Consider the following 19,080-nt stretch of genomic DNA (forward strand, 5'->3'; position numbering starts at 1 on the left):
CCTAAGTGCCGACCGCGCCCGCCACGTCGCGGCGCGATACCGCCCGCTACCGGACCCGCTCGAAATGGAACGGGCACTGCGTTCCGCCCCAGCCGATCGTCGTGTCCCGATCGAATCGGAAGCCGTGCCGGTCCGGGTCGATCACCTCGATCCAGTTGGCGTCGAACGCGCACATCGCCGGGGTCAGCTCGGCGGCCGAGTGCGCTTCGAGCACCTCGTGGTAAAAGCAGCGCACGACGTTCAGGTGGTAGCGGCCGTCGTCGTCGGCGGCACGCTCGAACTCGAAACCCGTTCCGAACGCGTACTCTTCGCGAGACTTGGACACCGCGACCATGGCGGCGAACGGGTCGGGGGCGTTGTCCAGCATCGCCCGTGTCCCGGCGCGCAACGCGTCGCCCAGCGGTTCCACGAACGCGCGCCGCACGGCCGATATCGCCTCGTCGCGGCCGAGTACCGGCGCCAGGACGCGGTATCCGACGACCAGCGCGAGCGTCATCCGCAGGTTGAACCGGGCCGGCTCGTCCACGATCCGGTCGGCGCTCGCGGCCTCGAGTTCCGCGAGCCGGGCACGCATGGACGCGGCCGGAGCGGACGCCGGCCCGTGCTCGCCTGCCGTCGCGGCGATACTGTCGAAGAAGGCATCGACGAGCAGTGCCGTGTCGTGTTCCGGATCGGGAACGTAATCGCCTGTGCCGAGGCCGAATTGGTCGGTGTTCACGAAACTGTCCTTTCGAGACAGTCCGGTCCCGAACACAGCCACCGCGCCTGTCGAGGCGGCCGACCGTGCTCGCAACCGAACGAGCACGCCGACGCGCTCCACCGACCTACCTGGCGTCAACGATGCAGATTGTTACTGACGACGGCAGGATGACACATACCCCGCGGTGACGTCCAGTCCGCTCAGCGGGCGTCGAAGGCGCGCAGGATCTCCTCGGCGGCCAGGGCCGGGGTTACCGAGCCGTCCCGGACGCCCTTTTCCACCTGGGCCCGAAGGGATTTCACCGCCGGGTTCTCGGCGAGGCGGCGCAGGAGCTGGTCGTGCACCATGGTCCAGGTCCAGTCGACCTGCTGGCGGCGGCGCTTCTCGGCGAATTCCCCCGCCTCGGTGAGCACTCGGCGGTGTTCGAGGACGGTGTCCCAGAACTGGTCCAGGCCCGTCCCGTTCAACCCGCTCATAGTGAGAACCGGTGGGCGCCAGAGTGATTCGCGGGGATGGATGAGCCGCAGCGCGCCCTGCAGCTCGCGCGCGGCGGATTTGGCCTCGATCTCGTGCTTGCCGTCGGCCTTGTTGACGGCCACCAGGTCCGCCAGTTCCAGCACGCCCTTCTTGATGCCCTGCAGCTGGTCTCCGGTGCGGGCCAGGGTGAGGAAGCAGAACGCGTCGACCATGTTGGCGACCGTCACCTCGGACTGGCCCACCCCGACCGTCTCCACCAGGATCACATCGTAGCCGGCGGCCTCCAGCAGCACGATCGTCTCGCGGGTCGCCTTGGCCACTCCCCCGAGCGTTCCGGCGGTCGGTGACGGCCGGATGTAGGCGTCGCGCTCCAACGACAGCCGCGCCATCCGGGTCTTGTCGCCGAGGATGGATCCGCCGGTGCGGGTCGACGACGGGTCGACCGCCAGCACCGCGACCCGATGGCCCTCGCCGATCAGGTACATGCCGAGCCCATCGATGAACGTCGACTTGCCCACGCCCGGAACGCCGGTGATGCCGACGCGATTGGACTCGACGCGCTCCGGATCCGGCGTCAGCTCGAGCAGCAGCTGCTGGGCCGCGTCCCGATGGTCCGCACGCGTCGACTCCACCAGGGTGATCGCCCGCGCCAGCCCGGCCCGCTCGCCGTTGCGCACGGCGTCCGCCAGCCGCGGCACGTCTATCGCACGCCGGCCGCCGCCACCACCCGTCCGGGCGGGTGCCGCGCCCCGCGCCGCGGGAGCCAGGCCGCGCTCGGTCGAAAGCGCCTGTGTCCCGGGAATATCCACTGCCGCACCACCTCCTCGCGAGGCCGAACCCCGTCCCGCGCTCTCCTCCGTGGCGGAATCCTCGTCATCTGCCGGACGCCCGCCGCCGGGTCCGGCCGGATCGGCGGGCGAGCGAGGATCGCTCCCACCGCCCGCGGCGGCTCCCCTGCCATCGCCCGGATCCCCGGACCCGGACGGTGCCGAGCACCCGGTGGCGCCGGATGTTGCGGCGCCACCGGCGGTCCGACGACCTCGACCGCTCATTCCGCTCCGGTGGGAGCGCTACCGCCGATCTCGTGGCCCAGTTCCCCGGCGAGCTTCTGCAACAGGTCCACGGCGGCGTCGGCGATCACCGTGCCCGGCGGGAAGATCGCCGCGGCGCCGGCGCGATGCAGCTCCTCGAAATCGCCCGGCGGGATCACGCCGCCGACGATCACCAGGATGTCGGGGCGGCCGACGTCCGCCAGTGCCTGCCGCAGCGCGGGCACCAGCGTCAGGTGACCGGCCGCCAGCGACGACACGCCCACGACGTGCACGTCGTTGTCGGCCGCCTGCCGCGCCACCTCCTCCGGCGTCTGGAACAGCGGGCCCACATCGACATCGAAGCCGAGATCGGCGAAGGCCGTGGCGATCACCTTCTGGCCCCGGTCGTGCCCGTCCTGACCCATCTTGGCGACCAGGATGCGCGGGCGGCGGCCCTCGGCCTCGGCGAATTCCTCGACGAGATCGATGGCCCGGCTGATATTGGTCACCTTTCCGGCCTCCTCCCGGTATACGCCCGAGAGGGTACGGATCTCGGCCTGGTGCCGCCCGTACACCTGCTCCAGCGCGTCGGAGATCTCGCCGACGGTGGCCTTCGCGCGCGCGGCATCGATCGCCAGGGCGAGCAGGTTGTTGCCCATGCCGCCGTCGGCCGGGTCACTCCGCGAGCTCCGTTCCCACGCCGCGGCCCTGGACAATTCGGCCAGCGCACGCCGGACCTCGTCCGGGTCGCGGTCGGCGCGCAGCCGGCGCAGCTTCTCCTCCTGCTCGGCGCGCACCCGCGAGTTCTCGACCTTGAGGACCTCGATCTGCTGATCCTCGTCGACCTGGTACTTGTTCACGCCGATCACCGGCTGCTGGCCGGTGTCGATGCGGGCCTGGGTGCGGGCGGCGGCCTCCTCGATGCGCAGCTTCGGAATGCCCTCCGAAATCGCCTGTGCCATACCGCCGTGCGCCTCCACCTCGGCGATGTGCGCCCGCGCGCGCTCGGCCAGCTGGTGGGTCAGCCACTCCAGGTAGTAGGAGCCGCCCCACGGGTCGATCGGCCGGGTGGTGTTGGACTCCTGCTGGATGAGCAGCTGGGTATTGCGCGCGATGCGGGCGGAGAAGTCGGTCGGCAGCGCCAGCGCCTCGTCGAGGGCGTTGGTGTGCAGCGACTGGGTGTGGCCCTGGGTCGCCGCCATGGCCTCCACACACGTGCGGGCGACGTTGTTGAACACGTCCTGCGCGGTGAGCGACCATCCGGAGGTCTGCGAATGGGTGCGCAGCGACAGCGATTTCTGATTCTTCGGCTCGAACTTCGAGACCAGCTCGCTCCACAGCAGCCGCCCGGCGCGCAGCTTCGCGACCTCCATGAAGAAGTTCATGCCGATCGCCCAGAAGAACGACAGCCGCGGCGCGAACTGGTCGATCTCCATGCCCGCGTCCAGCCCGGCGCGGATGTACTCCACGCCGTCGGCGAGGGTGTAGGCCAGTTCCAGATCCGCTGTGGCACCGGCCTCTTGAATGTGATAGCCGGAGATGGAGATGGAGTTGAACTTCGGCATCCGGGCCGAGGTGTAGGCGAAGATGTCGGAGATGATCCGCATCGACGGCTTCGGCGGATAGATGTAGGTGTTGCGGACCATGAACTCCTTCAGAATGTCGTTCTGAATGGTTCCGGCCAGCTGTTCGGGCTTGACGCCCTGCTCCTCGGCGGCCACGACGTAGAGCGCCAGGATCGGCAGCACCGCGCCGTTCATCGTCATCGACACCGAGACCTGGTCCAGCGGAATGTGATCGAACAGTTCCCGCATGTCCAGGATGGAGTCGATGGCCACGCCCGCCATGCCGACGTCACCGGTCACGCGCGGGTGGTCGGAGTCGTAGCCGCGGTGCGTGGCGAGGTCGAACGCCACCGACAGGCCCTTCTGCCCGGCCGCCAGATTGCGCCGGTAGAAGGCGTTGGAATCGGCCGCCGTGGAGAAGCCCGCGTACTGGCGGATCGTCCACGGCTGGTTCACATACATCGTCGGGTACGGACCGCGCACGAACGGCGCGACGCCGGGTACCGAATCCAGCGGATATCCCTCGGCGACAATGCGATCCCGATCGGCCTCGGTGAACACCGGCGGCACGTCGATGCCCTCGGGCGTCGGCCACACCAGTTGTTCGGGCGACTGGTGATTCGCCGCCGCGGCGGCCGCGACGAACGCATCGACCCGCGCGGTCGTATTCGATGCGCGGTCCACCGCCGGATCGCCCAGCGGCACCTCGGCGAAACTGCCGATGACATGCTCGGTTTCTCGTGTGGTCATCTACGCTCCCAGCTTTTCCAGCAGGCCGGACAGGGCCGCCACCGCATCCATGCGGGCCGTCAGGAATCCGTCCGGCCGCTGCGTACCGGTCAATTCGGCCACCGCCTTCTCCGGCCCGGCCAGCAGCACCGTCGCCACGCCCGCGCCGCGCAGTTGCTCGACGGCCGGGCCGACCTCGGTAGCATAACGGGCGTCGGAGCCGCACAGCACGGCGACCGTGGCGCCGGATTCGGTTGCGGCCGCACCGATTCCCGACATCTCCAGCGCGCCCGGATTGATCGCCTCGATCCCGCCCGACGCCATCAGGTTCGCGGTGAAGGTGACCCGCACGTTGTGCTCGGCGATCGGGCCCAGCGGGATCAGCACCACCCGAGGCCGGGCGCCGTGCGCGGCCAGACAGGCATCCGAGCGGTTGCGCAGTTCCTCGAAGGCCGCGCCGTAGCGCGCCACCCGGCCCGGCCGGCGCGCCTGTTCCGACAGCGGGCGCTCGCCCGCGTCGGGGAACTCGTTGACGCCGGTGACCGCCGTCTTCCGGTGTGCCACATCGTTTTCCCGCTGTGCGCGCACCGCCGCGATGCGCTCCGCCAGCAGTCCCGACTCGAGCGCCGCCAGGTACCCCCCGGCCCGCTCGATCTCCTGCATGAACTCCCACGCCTTGCCGGCCAGCCCCTCGGTCAGGCTCTCCACGTACCAGGACCCGGCGCCCGGGTCGCGCACGTGGCCCAGATGCGACTCCTCGAGCAGGAGCAACTGGGTATTGCGCGCCATCCGCTCGGAAAACGCCTGCGACACCTCGACCTCGCCCGGCGGCAGGGCCGAATCGAACGGCAGCACCGTCACGTAGTCGGCGCCGCCTACCCCGGCGCCGAACGCCGCCAGCGTGGTCCGCAGCATGTTCACCCACGGATCGCGCTGGGTCATCATGGCCGCCGACGTGACCGCGTACTGCGGCGCGCCACCGGATGCCGGGGCGCCCAGTTCGTGCGCCACCCGCGCCCACAACCGGCGGCCCGCCCGGAACTTCGCGATGGTCTCGAACTGGTCGTCGGTGGCGGCGAACCGGAACATCACCTGGCCCAGCGCATCCGCGACATCGATGCCGGCGTCGGTGAGCAGCCGCAGGTACGCCAGACCCGCGGCCACCGCGGCACCGAGCTCCTGCGCGTCCGAGGCGCCCGCCTCGTGAAAGGCGAGGCCGCACACGGTGAGCGCGCGCACCGTCTCCGGCCGGGCGATCGCCTCCCGCGCCAGCACCACGGCGGTCTCCGTGTCGGCGTGCTCGCTACCGGCGAACCGGCTGGTCAGCGGCGTGACGCCGAGCGAGATCTGGATATCGGCGCGATCCGGCTCGGCGACGCCCTCGATCCGGTACTCGTCCAGCACCGAGAACAGCCGGGCGGCAACCGCTTTCGCGTCCGCACCCGCGTCCAGCACCAGCGGCGCCAGCTCGAACAACATCCCGCGCAGCGCCACCGGCAGGTCGTCGACCGCCACGCCGCGCGCACCGGCGCCCAGCCATACCGCGCCGACGCCGTTCTCCAGCGCCGACAGCAGCTCCCGGTTCACCGCGGCGGCGTCGCCGCCCCCGAAGCGGGCCGCGACATGCCAGCCGCGCCGCACGTCCCGGGTGGCGTCGGTGCCGCGCACGAACGGGAATTCGCCCGGCAGCGGCCGCTCGGGCAGCTCGTCGCGCCGGGTGTAGAGCGGGGCTACCGTCAGCCCGTCGTAGGTCGAGACGCCGAGCAGCCGCTCCGGCTCGTCACCGAGCTCGGACGCGTCCACCTTGCGGCTCTTGGCCAAAACTCCGGCCACGCCCTTGCGCCATGCGGCATACTCGGGCACGACGTCCGTACCCGAATCCGAACCCATCGGCATCGCTGCTGTTCCTCTTCCACTCGATCCGCTACTTCAGCTGTACCGGACAACCGGCCCCGGCCCAACCCTTCGCATCACCTTCGCAGCCCGCTGCGTGTTTCGTTCACATGACGCTCGAGCTACGATTCGAGCAGGTCGGCAGGCGCTTCGGTTAACGAGCATTCGTCGTCGCACCCCTGATGCTAATCGCCCGGTCACGAAATGTTCGCGCAGCCTCCCATACCACCGGGTAACCTGGCGCGGTGCTGAGCAGACTCCGCAATCCGCGTGTCCTCGCGCTGCTGGTACTCGGCGGGGCGCTGCTCGCGGCCGCTCTGCTGGCTCCGCACCCGGCCCCGCAGCAGATCCGGGACTGGGCGCATTCGGTCGGGCCGCTGTTTCCCCTGGTGTTCTTCGCCGTGCACGCGATCATCACGGTGGCGCCGTTTCCCCGCACGGTCTTCACCCTCAGCGCCGGCCTGCTGTTCGGCCCGGTGCTCGGCATCGGCGTGGCGGTGGCGGCGACGACCGTGAGCGCCGTGCTGGCCCTGCTCCTGGTGCGCACGCTGGACCGGCAGCGGGTCGCGGCGCGGCTGACCCATCCCGCGGTGCGCGCGGTGGACCGCAGGCTCGAGCGGCGCGGCTGGCTGGCCGTGGGCTCGCTGCGGTTGATCGCGGCCGTGCCGTTCTCGGTGATCAACTACTGCGCCGGGCTGTCGTCCATCCGGATGCTGCCGTACCTGCTCGCCACCGTGCTCGGCATCCTTCCCGGCACCGTCGGCGTGGTCGTGCTCGGCGACGCGCTCACCGGCCGCACCGATCCGGGATTCCTGGTGCTGTCGGGGGTATGCCTGGCGCTCGGCGTGATCGGGCTGATCGTCGACGCCCGATGGGGAGCCGAGCAGTTCGCCGATCCCGTTGCCGCGGAAGAGGAACCGGTCCATACCTGATCGGCGTGCCCGGTCGGCGCCCCCTGCCCGCCGAGTCGGCGGCGCCCGTTTGCCGTCGACGACATTCCAGACGGCCGAGGCGCTGGTGGCCGCCGTCCCGGCCGCTCGTCCGACCGGCGCCCCGGCGGTCGCCGGCGAAATTCGGATGCCGGTAGGCGGTCCGCGATGCGACCCTGTCGATCATGCCCCTGCTACCGCATCCGACCCCGGAGCAACTGCGCCGCGATCCGCTGCCGCTGCGCGGCCGAACCGCATTGGTTACCGGTGCCAGCCGGCGTGGCGGAATCGGGTACGCCGTGGCGCGCCGGCTCGCCGCCTACGGCGCGAGCGTCTATCTGCATCACCACGTGCCACACGATGCGAAACTGCCCTGGGGCGCGGACCGGCCCGCCGATGTCGCGGCCGGGGTGCGCGCGGCGCTCGCCGATTCCGACGCCCGCGTCGCCGACGGTCCGGGCGATCTGTCCGATCCCGCGGCACCCGCCCGGCTCGTCGCCGAGGCGACGGATGCGTTGGGCACCCTCGACATTCTCGTCGCCAACCACGCGCTCAGCGGCGGCGACGGCACACTCGACACCATCGACGCCGCCATGCTCGACGAGCACTGGGCCATCGATACGCGGTCGGTGATCCTGTTGGTCCAGGCATTCGCCACCGCTCGCGCATCACGGCCCGGCGGCCGGGTCGTCATGATGACCTCCGGACAGGACATCGCCGACGGCATGCCCGGTGAGCTGGCCTACGCGTTGCAGAAAGGGGCGCTCGCGTCGATAACCCGCACTCTCGCAACATCGTTGGCGGACCAGCGGATCACCGTGAACACTGTCAATCCCGGCCCCGTCGACACCGACTACCTCGACGGCGCGGACTACGAGTTCGTCGCCGGGCGGTTCCCGGCCGGGCGCTGGGGAATGCCCGACGATCCGGCCCGGCTGATCTCCTGGCTGGCCACCGACGAGGCCGAATGGATCACCGGGAACGTCATCGACTCCGAGGGCGGATTCCGCCGCTGGCCCCCGGACGGGCTCGGGTAGCGCGCAGGACGGCCCACGCGACCGCGCCCGCCGGGCCGTTCGTCGTCCGGAGACGACTCGGCCCCGCCCCGGGCGAACCCGGGGCGGGGCCGTCGAACTCGGATTCTCCGCAGCACCTTTCGATACGTCCTGCGGAGCCCTCCGAATTGCCCGCGGCGTTCGCGTGGTGTCGTCCGGGCGATACGGCCGCGGGGCGTTGCGGAATTCCCGACCGGGCCTTACAGGTAGGCGCCGCACACGGGCCAGGCACCGGCGCCCTGACCGGCGAGCACGTTCTCCGCGACGGCGATCTGCTCCTCGCGGCTGGCGTCGGCGGGGCTGCCGCTGCCGCCGTAGGAGCTCCAGGTGCTCTGGGTGAACTGCAGGCCGCCGTAGTAACCGTTACCGGTGTTGGCGCCCCAGTTGCCGCTGGCCTCGCACTGCGCGACGGCGTCCCAGTCGTGGCCGCCCGAGGCGGACGCGGTGGCGGTCAGGCCGAACGGAACGGCGAACAGGGCGCCGGCGACGGCGGTGAGACCGAGGGTGCGAGAGCTGAACTTACGGATCCGAGACATGTGTAATGGTTCCTACCTGCGCCCAGCCGGCCCGGTGGCGATGCACCGTCGGGCCCCTGTCCCCAGTGGATGTCGGGGTCGAACTCGAATCGCGGGACAGGGTTGCCGGTGTTCGGCGATCCGAGTTTCAGCCCGGTTCACGGGCCGCCGACGACGGTAACGAACAAATATCGGTAGATCACGTTGCAATAACAACCATTAAGTCTCGACCAGTACGTCAGACGGTTGTCGTTTATGCAGCTTAAAACGGACGAAATGTGTATTACAAAGTCGTAGTTATCTTGCCGTTATGTGTTCGGGATCACTACGAAATTGTGACCCAGGTCACGTTTAATGGACAGGTATACCGCCTCACCACCGGTCCTATTTCACGGCATGAGGCCACCGAGCGAGCGTGCGGAAGCGTACAGCAATTGATCTTGATCATCCGGCAGATGACCCGCTATCGACAAGAACGGATCACCACTGCCGTGGTTCGGCTCCCGGCCGGCGCACCGAGAACTGTGTCACCGCCCGTTCATCTCTCGACACCGCGGACTCGGAGGTAATTCGTTTCGCCACTCCGGGATTCCCGAGAAACGCGAATCGGGAGACAATGGCCCGGAAGCCCGAATCGACGTCCCCCCAAGACATTTGCGACACCGGCACCGGACATACCGGACCGCGCCCGTATCCGCCGTGACGACCTCGAACGGTCCGCGGGGACTCGATCAGGCGCAGAGGGCCTGCACCGTCGTGTAGGCCAGCAGCGTCGCCCCCAGCCCCGACACCACGCTGACGACCACGTTCAGCGCGGCGTACAGATAACTGCGCTCCTCGGCCAGGCGGACGGTCTCGTAACCGAAGGTGCTGTAGGTGGTCAAGGCGCCACAGAACCCGGTGCCCAGCAGCGCGAGGGCCGGCGTGCCCAGGGCCGCTCCGGTGAGGCCGCCGAGTACGAGGCAACCGGTGAGGTTCACCAGGAACGTGCCCCACGGAAAGACGCCGTCGTGCCGGCTCAGGACGGCCCGATCGATGAGATAGCGCAGCGGCGCGCCGACCATCGCGCCGAGGAACACGAGCACGGCCGTCACGAGCGGCACTCCCGCATCGGCGCACCCGCACGACGGCCCGACGTCCCGTCCGGGCGCTCCCCCGCCGCCGCGGCCGGGCTCACGCGGCACCCTTCCGCCGGGCGCGCACTCCCTCGTACACACCACGGGTCAGGCGCATCGCGGCGAGCGTGGCGAGCAGCGCGCACACCAGCGTGCCCGCGAGATAACCGAACCCCGTCACCACGGTGTCCGGGCGCAGCAGGTCGCGGGCCTCGTCGGCATAGGTGGAGAACGTGGTGAACCCGCCGAGCACTCCGACGCCCAGGAACGGGCGGACCAGCGGGTGCGCGGTCCGGATATCGGTGATCGCGACCATCAGCACGCCGATCAGGAAACAGCCCGAGACATTGGTGACGAAGGTGGCCCACGGAAATCCGCCAGGGGGCGTCGGCCACCACCGGGCGAGCCCGTAGCGGGCGAGCGCGCCCAGGCCACCGCCGATGCCGATCACGCACAGCACCCCGACGGGGAACCGCGCCCGTTCGCGCCGCGCCGGCTCGATATCCGGCTCGATCGGCTCCGCCGGATCCGGCGGCTCGATTCGCCTACTGGTCACACACGTCTCCTACACGACTCGACCACGCGGGTCGGTATCGGGTAGGGACTGTCGGCGGCGGGCATGCCGCGGTTGTTCCGGGCCGATCCCGGAGCGGCGAGCCCCACCGCCGCATCCGTACGTCAGGATAGCCGGATCCGTTCCGGCGCCGGAGCCGCGGTGCGCGAGACCATGAACAATCCGCGAGATCACGACCCGCGCTCGTCCGGAGCCGCGGCGGGCCAGTGGTCGATCGCGCCCACACCATGCGGTCCTGCGGGGTGCACGCCCGGGCCCAGTCCTGCCGAGCCCGACTTCGGCGGGATGTCGCGTTGCCGGCGGGCCGTGCCTTCGCTCGCCGGCTCTGCCGCCGGCTCCCGCCGCTCCGGCTCGCGTTTCTCCCGCGGTGACGTCGGCCGCAGCGCGTCGGCGTCGGCGCACCAGCGCTCGGCCCGGCGGCGCAACTCGTTCTCGTCGGTCTCGTCCACCAGCAGACTCCCGTACTCGGGGGCGACGCGGACGACCGAGCCCAGATGCCGTAGGCAGCGCGAGATGCCCAGCCGGTGATCGAGATCCCGGTACCGGGTGAGGGCGCGCTGCCAGTGGCGCAACGCCCGGCGCGGCTCGCCGCGCAGCCACCACAGCACCCCGAGGGTCTCGTACACCTGCGCGAGGCCCGAGGGATCCCGTCCGTTCCGGGCGAGCGATTCGGCGACCGCCAGACGGTTGCGCGCGGCCTCCAGGCGCCCCTGGTACAGGTGCACCACCGACAGATCGATCAGGACGCTGACCTCACCGACGACATCCTTGCGCGGCAGGCGATTCCACGCTCGCTTCAGCGCCCGCTCCGCGTTGCCGAGCCCGCCCGGCCGACCCAGCCAGATCCTGGCGAGACGTTGATCCCACCGAGCCGACAAACCCGCGCGGTATCGGTGCAGCCAGGTCACCGACAAGGCGCGGGTGGACTTCTCCCCGGCCCGGATCGTGGCCTGCCCCGCACCGGAACCGGCCTCGACGGGTGTCCTACCGGCCCGGATCGCCGCCAGGTCGTGTTCGAGCGGAAATTCGGACGTTCCCCCGTCCAGCGGTCTCGTCAGTTCCCAGACGATATCGGCCACCGCGGTTCTCATGGCGTCCCATCCGTTGCGCGCGTACCAGGAATCCAGGGCGTCGGCGATGTGCACCAGGTCCCCGACGCCCGCCGGCAGCGCGTTCTCCTTCGACAGGGTCAGACAGGTCGACAGCAGATTCCGCAGGTACTCCCCCTCCGATTCGAACCACCGGCGTGCGCCGACCGCCAGTCGCGCGCTGTCCAGCGCCGCGGACCAGCGCCGGGCCCGGTCCGCGTGATACCGGATGAGCGCGGGCACCGCGGCCTGCCACCGGTCTCCGTCCACCACCCGCCGGTCGAAGCCGCCCGCCGGCGGCTGCCAGCGCACCCGGACCCGGTCCCGGACCACACGGTGCACCAGGCCCGCCGCCACCAGGCGGTCGATCTCCGCGCGCTCGGAGAACAGGTCACCGGCCTCGCGGCTGGGCAGCCGCACCCCCACCGTCCCCATCGCCGACACCATCTCGTACAGCGCCGCCGTCTCGTACTCGGCGAAGGGCAGCGTCTTCAGCACGGCCACCACCGGATCGTCCGGCAGCGCCGGCCTCCCACCGCCACGGGCGGGTTCGAGCGCATCTACCGGCATGCCCGATGCGGACTCGGCACCGAGCGGGGATGCGGACTCCTCCGCCCTCACCTCCGGCCCCGGCGGCACGAGATCCGCGGTCATCCGGATATCCCGCTCGGCCCGCCAGCGCATCCGCACCTCGGTGGCCTTGCGCCACAACAGGTACGCACCGGCGGAGACGACGACCAGCGCGGCCACCCGGCTCAGCCAGGACGACACCGAAACCAGCATCCGGCTCTCGTCCACCCAGCTCTCCAGCAACTTGCTGACGATCTCCAGCAGGATCGAGGTGGCGATCACCGAGGAACCGCTCAGAAACCCTTGCCACACCGAGGATTTCGAGATCACGTCCAGCGACGATCCGGGTTCGCCGGCCGGTTCGGCCGGGCGTTCCGGTACCGATGTCACCGCAGTTCGCCTCCCGTCAGGCCGGGAACCAGCAACCGCCGCCAGGTCAGCAGGACGAGGACGACCGGCGGAATCGCCGCGAGCAGCGCGCCGGCCGCCAGATGCGCCATGTTGTCGTGGAACGCCCGCGCCTCGCTCCACAGCAGCAGCGACCACGGGCTCGCATCCGCACCGCCGACCTGCTGCCCGATGAAGAAGTCGTTCCAGATCTGCACCATCTCGAGCACCGCGACCGCGCCCACGGCCGGGCCCGCGGTGCCCAGCACGTACCGGGCGGCGATCGACGTCGGGATCAGCCCGCGCCCCACATCCGCGATCGGGCTGTCCTCCGGGGCCAGCAGGGCGCCGCGCAGGATCAGGATCGCGATCGGCAGGCCGATCGCCGAATGCGTGAGGATCAGCGGCATCGAGGTTCCCGCCAGGCTGTTGTCCTCGATGAATGCCCGGATCGGCCCGATGTAGACCTGCACCGGCATCGCCGCCAGCACCACCAGGGCCGCCACGGCGAGACGCGAGCGCACCCCTCGCGGATCCAGTGTCGCCGCGTAGAACGCGGGCGGCAGCGCGGCCGTGACGGTCAGGCACGTCGCCACGATCGCGACCCAGGCGGCGGTCAGCAGCGCGTGCCACAGCTCCGTGTCCTGCCACACCGAACGAGGGCCGGTGAACGCGGAGCCGTCCGGTCCGGCCCAGCTCGCCACGATCAGGGCGATCAGCGGAGCCAGCATCAGGATCGGCAGCAGGCCCGCGCGCAGACCCGGTCCGATGATGCGCAGCCGAGCCGGGCGGGCCCCCGGCAGGCCCCACCGACCCGATGCCGGACCCGAACGCAGCGCCAGATGCACCGGTATCGCTCGTGCCGCCGGAGCGCTCCAGCGCGTGCCGTGCCTGCGCACGCCCGTTTGCAGCAGCCACGCGCCCAGCCCGACGACCACCGCCAGCGGAATCGAATAGACCGCCGCCGCAGCACGATTCGCCGGGCCGTCGATGGTCAGATGCCACCAGTACACGGTCGAGGTGTCCAGCGCGTACTGCTGGGAGCCGGGGACCGCGATCAGCACCACGTCGAACACCCGCGCCGCGGCCACCGCCACCACCAGCCAGAGCATCAGCAACACCGGATTCAGCAGATCGACCAGTCGTTCGATCCACTGCCACCACTCCCGGCACACCCGCGACCACGACGTACCCTTCGGGTCGGACCGCCTCGACGGCCACCGCGGATGCGGGCCGAGGTGTCGCTTGCGCACCGGGTCGGACTCGACGGCGTCGGCCGCCGAACGCAGCAGCACGAACAGCGCGCCGGACCACGTCCACACGAAGGCGACGACGAGCATCACCAGATACAGAACTACTTGCAGCAGAACACTTTCCGCCGGGTAGACGATCGGCTCGAACAGCAGCCGGAAGGCCAGGCCCGCCACGAACGGCGACACCGCGAACGACAGGATCAGCGGCCACCAGGGCCACCAGGCGCGCCGGGTCTTCCACGCCGACAGCAGGGCGATCAGCAGGATCAGCGTGGCCGCGACCACCCAGCCCAGTGTGAAGGCGTAGGCCCTGGCGCCGTCGCCGCCGAGCGTCGACACGATCGCCGCACCCGCGGTGACCAGGGCAGCCGCCGGTATCACCGCGGCCTTCGACACGGTCCACGGGTCCCGGCCGCCACGGCCCCACCACACGACACACAGTGCGGCGGTGAGGAACAGCGACCAGTACGGCAGCGACTCCCCATGCCGGGGACCGGCCGCCGCGACCCCGGCGAAAGGTACGACCAGCAACACGATCGATCCCGCGAATTCCCGGTGAGGTTCGCCGGGCCATTCCGCGACATATCGCACCTTCGAACGCGGCCCGGCCGGGACGGCCCACGATCCACTCGATCCTGCCGGGCTCCGACGACTGCGCCACAACCGCGTCAGCAGGGCGCCGGCCACGACGACGACCGCGCACCAGGCCACGATCGCGCGGCCGTCGCCCCGACCGGCCGCGAGCACGACGGTCGCGACCGCCGGCACCACCAGCAACGCCACGATGAGCACCAGCGCGGGCAGTTGCATGGCCGCCGCCATCGGGCGGCTCAGATTCCGGCCACCCACCAGCGGCCCGGCCATGGGCCGCAGCGCCAGTTCCAGTTCCACTCCGAACCCGCTGATCCGGCCGTCCGGCCGGGCCGATTCCCTACCCTTCACCGGACGCCACTCTCTGCGGCCGCCAGCCCCGCGATGGCCGCGTCGGTGGCCGCGCCGATCCGGCCGGGACTCCGGTATCCGACGTCGACCAGGAAATTCGTCAGGATCCGCCAGAGACCGTTGCGCCGTCCCAGCGGTCCCAGCAGATCGGCGAATCCGAACACCTCCCACGCGTTCAACTCGCCGGCGACGTCCTTGAAGATCCCTTGGTAGGAGGCGGGTTTCGTGGTATCTCGCCGTGGCGCGACGAATCCGCCGTACCGGGCCATCCAGGGCTGTGGCGCTTCCTTCGCGGCCAGCGCCGCGACCAGGGCCTCGGCCCGCTCCCCCGCCTTCGTGGTGATCACCATGACATCGCCGCCCCCGATCCGCGGGGGCCGGTATCCGCGGCCGAATGCCGGGAACGGCATCACCCCGACCGTGCCCGTCGAACGACCGGTCCGCCGAAGACTCTGCCGGACAACGGGTTCGGCGAAGTCCGGGGCGACCACCATCGCGGCGCTCCGGTACAGGAACACGTCGCGGATCGCATCGGAGAACTGCCGGCGCAGCGTCTCCGCGACCCGGCCCGGGAAGGCATCCGGGTGGCCCCACACCTGTCCGAGCACGGTGAAGGCCGCACGGACCCCCGGGCGGTCCCAGTTCCGGTGCGGCGCCGGTACATTCGCGCCGCGCGCATCGGCGGGGAGTTCCGTCAGCTCCTCATAGTCCGCCGGCGCCACGGTGCGCAGGACGTTCGCGAACATGTCGGCCAGCACCCAGCCGTCCGCGGCACCGAGAGCGAGCAGCCGGCGCTCGCCTCGTGCGAACGAGCCGATCCGGTCCGGCCAGTCCGACAGCGCCCAGGACCGCGGCGCGTCCCCGTCGCCGAACGCCTCCCGGTCGTACCACACCAGCGACTTGTTCGCGGCCTTGAACGGCACGCCGTACAGGCTCTCCGCGTCGCCATCGATAGTCCTGTGCCACAGCAGCTCCCGCCACGGGGGTCCGTAGAGCGGTGGGCCGGCCGCCGTCCACAGCGAGTCACCGACCGCACGCAATCCGGTCCCGGCCAGCTCTCGTACCCGCCCGGCCTCCGGGAGCATCACGATATCCGGCGCATCGCGACCGGCGATATTGAGCGCGGTATCCACGTCGTCGCCCAAGGGCAGGACATCGACCGGATAGGGATAGGCCGACGCATCCGCGCCGGGCGAGCGGATGCGCTCCAGGACCGCCTGAAATGCCGTCAGCCCCGCGCCGTCCCACGGCACCGCGATGCGCAGGACGCCCGGATCGTTCCCGAAAACTCCCGGCGCGCAGGCGGACAGCAGCGGGGCGAGCGCCCCCGCCCGAAGTACCGCTCGTCGCGTCGCCATCGTCCCCGATAACCGCCTCGGTGCGGCCCGGCGCGTCAGCTCCGGGGGCCGGTCCTACGAACCGGCTATCCGGAACATCCGCCCGGACCGCATCGGTGTTACCGGCCCTGCGGGTACTCGGGCGGCTGCCACGGCCGATTCTCGCCCGGCTGCGACGGCGGGAACGGCGGGGCGCCGCCGATCGCGCCCGGCGACTGCGGCAGATTGCGCGAAGGGATCGGCGGCACCGGCGATTCCACCGGTGTGGCCGCCGCCGCCTCCGCCGCGCGCACCGCCCGTTCGGCGGCGGGATCGGTCTTGATGTCGAACCAGTCGGCGACCTCGTCGGAGTCGTCCTCCGGGCGATCGGCGGCCACCCCGTCGGGCGCCGGCTCGTAGCGGAACACCCCGTCCTCGCCCTGGGTGCCGAAGTTGCGCGCGAAGCCCTCCAGGGCCTTGCCGAAGTCGCTGGGCACCATCCACACCTTGTTGGCATCGCCCTTGGCGACCAGCGGCAGCGTCTGCATGTACTGGTAGGCAAGCAGTTCCGGGGTGGGCTTCCCGGATTTGATTGCGGCGAAGACCTTTTCGATCGCCTTCGCCTGGCCCTGCGCCTGCAGGTAGGCGGCGGCGCGTTCACCCTGCGCCCGCAGGATCCGGCTCTGCCGTTCGCCCTCCGCGCCCAGGATGGCCGACTGCTTGTCGCCCTCCGCCGTCAGGATCTGCGCCTGCTTGGAACCCTCGGCGGACTTGATCTGGGCCTCCCGGTTACCCTCCGCGGTGAGGATCATGGCCCGCTTCTCGCGGTCGGCCTTCATCTGCTTTTCCATCGACTCCTGGATCGACGGCGGCGGATCGATGGCCTTCAGCTCGACTCGCGCGACCCGCAGGCCCCACCGGCCGGTGGCCTCGTCGAGCACCCCGCGCAGCTGCGAGTTGATCTGGTCGCGGGAGGTCAGGGTCTCCTCCAGGGTCATGCCGCCGACCACGTTGCGCAGCGTCGTGATGGTCAGCTGCTCGACCGCCGCGATGTAGTTGCTGATCTCGTAGACCGCCGCCTGCGGGCTGGTGACCTGGAAGTACACCACCGAGTCGATCTGAACCGTCAGGTTGTCCTGGGTGATCACCGGCTGCGGCGGGAACGACACCACGCGCTCGCGCAGATCGACCTTCGCCCGGATCCGGTCGGCGAACGGCACCAGGAACGTCAGCTGGCCGGACACGGTGCGCGAATACCGGCCCAGCCGCTCGATGACCGCGGCCTCGGCCTGCGGCACCAGCGCGATCGATTTGAACACCACCACCACGACCAGCACAACGAGGACGATGGCGACGATCAGTACAGCCATTAAGGCCCCTTCCACACGACGGCGTGCGCGCCGTCGATCTTCATGACGTAGACGGTTTCACCCTCGGGGTACTCCTCACCCGGATGCATCGGGCGCGCGCTCCACACCTCACCGCCGATCTTGACCTGACCGGTGTGCTCGTTGACCGTCTCGAGCACCCGCGCGGACTTGCCCGACAGCGCATCCACATTGGTGGGCGTGGGCGGCGGAGTCGCGAAGCGCCGCAACAGCATCGGCCGCACCAGCAACATCAGCGCGATGGCGCTCACGCCGAAGACGACGGCGTCGACCAGGAGCGAGGTGCCCGCCAGCCCCGACACACCCGCCGTCGCGAGCGCGGCACCACCCAGCATGAGCAGCGTGAAATCACCGGTGAGCATTTCGGCGGCCGCGAGCAGTATCCCCGCGACCAGCCACACGATTGCGGCCACCACCTCACTCTAGTGTGCGAAAGCCCACGATGAACGGATACACGCGCAATCGGAACATCGTCTCGAGGGAACTTCTCGGCGAACGTCGCAGGCGCGCGTATGCCCGGGCGGCACCGCATTCCCACTCGCCCGGACCGCGGTCCGGACCGCCGCTGCGGGTATTTTCTAGGCCGTGAGTGCGCGGGAATACGGGGACATCTATGCGGGACATACCCGGAAGCGGAAGCGGGCGGTACCGGAGGTGGCGGCGGAGCGCGATCTCGTCGCCGAGGACGCGGCCACCGGATTCTGCGGCGCCGTGGTCGGTTTCGACCGCAGCTACGACGGCGACTTCGTCAAGCTCGAGGACCGGCACGGCGCGGTGCGGCTGTTCGCGCTGCGGGAGGCGGCGTTCCTGATCGACGGGCAACCGGTCACCCTGGTCCGTCCGCAGGCGGCCGCCCCGGCACGGCCGACCCGTTCGGCCTCGGGGTCCACGCGCGTCGAGGGGCTGCGGGCGCGGGTCGCGCGCACCAGCCGGATCTGGGTGGAGGGCGTGCACGACGCCGCGCTGGTCGAGCGGGTCTGGGGGCACGACCTGCGCGTGGAGGGCGTGGTCGTCGAGCATCTCGAGGGATTGGACAACCTCGCCGAGCGGCTGGCCGAGTTCGAGCCGGGACCCGGCCGCCGGGTCGGGGTGCTGGTCGACCATCTGGTCACCGGATCCAAGGAGACGGGCATGACCACCGGTCTCGGCCCGCACGTCCTGGTGACCGGTCATCCCTATATCGACGTCTGGCAGGCCGTGCGCCCGGCGGTGCTCGGGATCCCGTCCTGGCCCGAGGTGCCGCGCGGCGAGGACTGGAAGACCGGCGTCTGCCGCCGCCTGGACTGGGGTACGCCGCGCGACGGCTGGCGGCGGGTCTACGACGCCGTCGGCAGTTTCCGCGATCTGGAATCACCACTGATCGGCGCGGTCGAGCGGCTCATCGACTTCGTCACCGAACCCGATATGCCCTGATCCCGGTACCCGGCGGAATGCGCGTATCCCGAACGGTATTCGAGTCCCGGCCGCGGACCTCCGAGGTCACCGACCGGGCGACCCGTGCCTGGCGACCGGCCGTCCCCCGGCTGCCGGACACCGCCGGGTGGGCAGGCAAT

General features: G+C 70.6%; 15 protein-coding genes. 3 read left to right on the plus strand and 12 right to left on the minus strand.

Features of this window, described 5'->3' with window-relative positions; translation table 11 throughout:
* Nucleotides 1-46 precede the first annotated feature (46 nt).
* The 4 genes from D892_RS0132340 to D892_RS0132355 all read right to left on the minus strand — a co-directional run bounded on the left by D892_RS0132340 (nucleotide 47) and on the right by D892_RS0132355 (nucleotide 6,398).
* Entirely contained in the window at nucleotides 47-718 is a 672-nt protein-coding gene (locus D892_RS0132340; RefSeq protein ID WP_024805226.1) for an L-2-amino-thiazoline-4-carboxylic acid hydrolase, read from the minus strand.
* A 182-nt stretch (nucleotides 719-900) separates the two neighbouring features.
* Entirely contained in the window at nucleotides 901-1,881 is a 981-nt protein-coding gene (meaB, locus tag D892_RS0132345) for a methylmalonyl Co-A mutase-associated GTPase MeaB (protein ID WP_036570608.1), read from the minus strand.
* Nucleotides 1,882-2,225: 344 nt separating this feature from the next.
* Entirely contained in the window at nucleotides 2,226-4,523 is a 2,298-nt protein-coding gene (gene scpA / locus D892_RS0132350) for a methylmalonyl-CoA mutase (protein WP_024805228.1), read from the minus strand.
* The gene (locus tag D892_RS0132355) at nucleotides 4,524-6,398 is read right to left on the minus strand and encodes a methylmalonyl-CoA mutase family protein (RefSeq protein ID WP_024805229.1); all 1,875 of its coding nucleotides are present in this window, start codon (nucleotides 6,396-6,398) and stop codon (nucleotides 4,524-4,526) included.
* A 242-nt stretch (nucleotides 6,399-6,640) separates the two neighbouring features.
* Between D892_RS0132355 and D892_RS0132360 the strand changes: the two genes are divergently transcribed.
* Both D892_RS0132360 and D892_RS0132365 read left to right on the plus strand, forming a co-directional pair.
* Nucleotides 6,641-7,327 carry a TVP38/TMEM64 family protein gene (locus D892_RS0132360; RefSeq protein ID WP_024805230.1) on the plus strand — a complete coding sequence of 229 codons (687 nt, stop codon included), beginning with the start codon at nucleotides 6,641-6,643 and terminating at the stop codon, nucleotides 7,325-7,327.
* A 182-nt stretch (nucleotides 7,328-7,509) separates the two neighbouring features.
* Nucleotides 7,510-8,361: an SDR family oxidoreductase gene (locus D892_RS0132365; protein WP_024805231.1), complete on the plus strand. Its 852-nt coding sequence runs from the start codon at nucleotides 7,510-7,512 to the stop codon at nucleotides 8,359-8,361.
* A 218-nt stretch (nucleotides 8,362-8,579) separates the two neighbouring features.
* Here the strand turns inward: D892_RS0132365 and D892_RS0132370 are convergent, their stop codons facing one another.
* The 8 genes from D892_RS0132370 to D892_RS0132405 form a co-directional block, all read right to left on the minus strand.
* The gene (locus D892_RS0132370; RefSeq protein WP_024805232.1) at nucleotides 8,580-8,915 is read right to left on the minus strand and encodes a transglycosylase family protein; all 336 of its coding nucleotides are present in this window, start codon (nucleotides 8,913-8,915) and stop codon (nucleotides 8,580-8,582) included.
* Nucleotides 8,916-9,625: 710 nt separating this feature from the next.
* Nucleotides 9,626-9,988, minus strand: a complete 363-nt coding sequence (crcB, locus tag D892_RS0132375) for a fluoride efflux transporter CrcB (RefSeq protein ID WP_024805233.1) — start codon at nucleotides 9,986-9,988, stop codon at nucleotides 9,626-9,628.
* A 79-nt stretch (nucleotides 9,989-10,067) separates the two neighbouring features.
* Nucleotides 10,068-10,565, minus strand: a complete 498-nt coding sequence (locus tag D892_RS0132380; RefSeq protein WP_024805234.1) for a CrcB family protein — start codon at nucleotides 10,563-10,565, stop codon at nucleotides 10,068-10,070.
* A gap of 188 nt (nucleotides 10,566-10,753) precedes the next feature.
* The gene (locus D892_RS0132385) at nucleotides 10,754-12,631 is read right to left on the minus strand and encodes a type IV pilus biogenesis/stability protein PilW (RefSeq protein ID WP_024805235.1); all 1,878 of its coding nucleotides are present in this window, start codon (nucleotides 12,629-12,631) and stop codon (nucleotides 10,754-10,756) included.
* Nucleotides 12,628-14,823: a hypothetical protein gene (locus D892_RS0132390; RefSeq protein ID WP_156959771.1), complete on the minus strand. Its 2,196-nt coding sequence runs from the start codon at nucleotides 14,821-14,823 to the stop codon at nucleotides 12,628-12,630. The genes D892_RS0132385 and D892_RS0132390 overlap by 4 nt, the downstream gene beginning before the upstream one ends.
* A complete protein-coding gene (locus D892_RS0132395; protein ID WP_024805237.1) occupies nucleotides 14,820-16,181 on the minus strand; it encodes a hypothetical protein in 1,362 nt (453 codons plus the stop codon). The genes D892_RS0132390 and D892_RS0132395 overlap by 4 nt, the downstream gene beginning before the upstream one ends.
* 98 nt (nucleotides 16,182-16,279) lie before the next feature.
* Complete coding sequence (locus tag D892_RS0132400; protein WP_024805238.1) at nucleotides 16,280-17,509, minus strand: SPFH domain-containing protein; 1,230 nt, start codon at nucleotides 17,507-17,509, stop codon at nucleotides 16,280-16,282.
* Entirely contained in the window at nucleotides 17,509-17,940 is a 432-nt protein-coding gene (locus tag D892_RS0132405; RefSeq protein ID WP_024805239.1) for an NfeD family protein, read from the minus strand. Before D892_RS0132405 ends, D892_RS0132400 begins: the two co-directional genes overlap by 1 nt.
* Before the next feature lie 172 nt (nucleotides 17,941-18,112).
* On the opposite strand from D892_RS0132405, the gene D892_RS0132410 reads away from it, so the two are divergent.
* Nucleotides 18,113-18,940: a DUF3097 domain-containing protein gene (locus D892_RS0132410; RefSeq protein WP_024805240.1), complete on the plus strand. Its 828-nt coding sequence runs from the start codon at nucleotides 18,113-18,115 to the stop codon at nucleotides 18,938-18,940.
* Nucleotides 18,941-19,080 lie beyond the last annotated feature (140 nt).

The sequence above is a fragment of the Nocardia sp. BMG51109 genome, from assembly GCF_000526215.1.
Taxonomy (GTDB): domain Bacteria; phylum Actinomycetota; class Actinomycetes; order Mycobacteriales; family Mycobacteriaceae; genus Nocardia.

Bases quoted from the DNA above. Each gene is read 5' to 3' on its own strand.
- scpA (WP_024805228.1), bottom strand. From the start codon at position 4,523: ATGACCACACGAGAAACCGAGCATGTCATCGGCAGTTTCGCCGAGGTG.
- D892_RS0132355 (WP_024805229.1), bottom strand. From the start codon at position 6,398: ATGCCGATGGGTTCGGATTCGGGTACGGACGTCGTGCCCGAGTATGCC.
- D892_RS0132365 (WP_024805231.1), top strand. From the start codon at position 7,510: ATGCCCCTGCTACCGCATCCGACCCCGGAGCAACTGCGCCGCGATCCG.
- D892_RS0132370 (WP_024805232.1), bottom strand. From the start codon at position 8,915: ATGTCTCGGATCCGTAAGTTCAGCTCTCGCACCCTCGGTCTCACCGCC.
- D892_RS0132395 (WP_024805237.1), bottom strand. From the start codon at position 16,181: ATGGCGACGCGACGAGCGGTACTTCGGGCGGGGGCGCTCGCCCCGCTG.
- D892_RS0132400 (WP_024805238.1), bottom strand. From the start codon at position 17,509: ATGGCTGTACTGATCGTCGCCATCGTCCTCGTTGTGCTGGTCGTGGTG.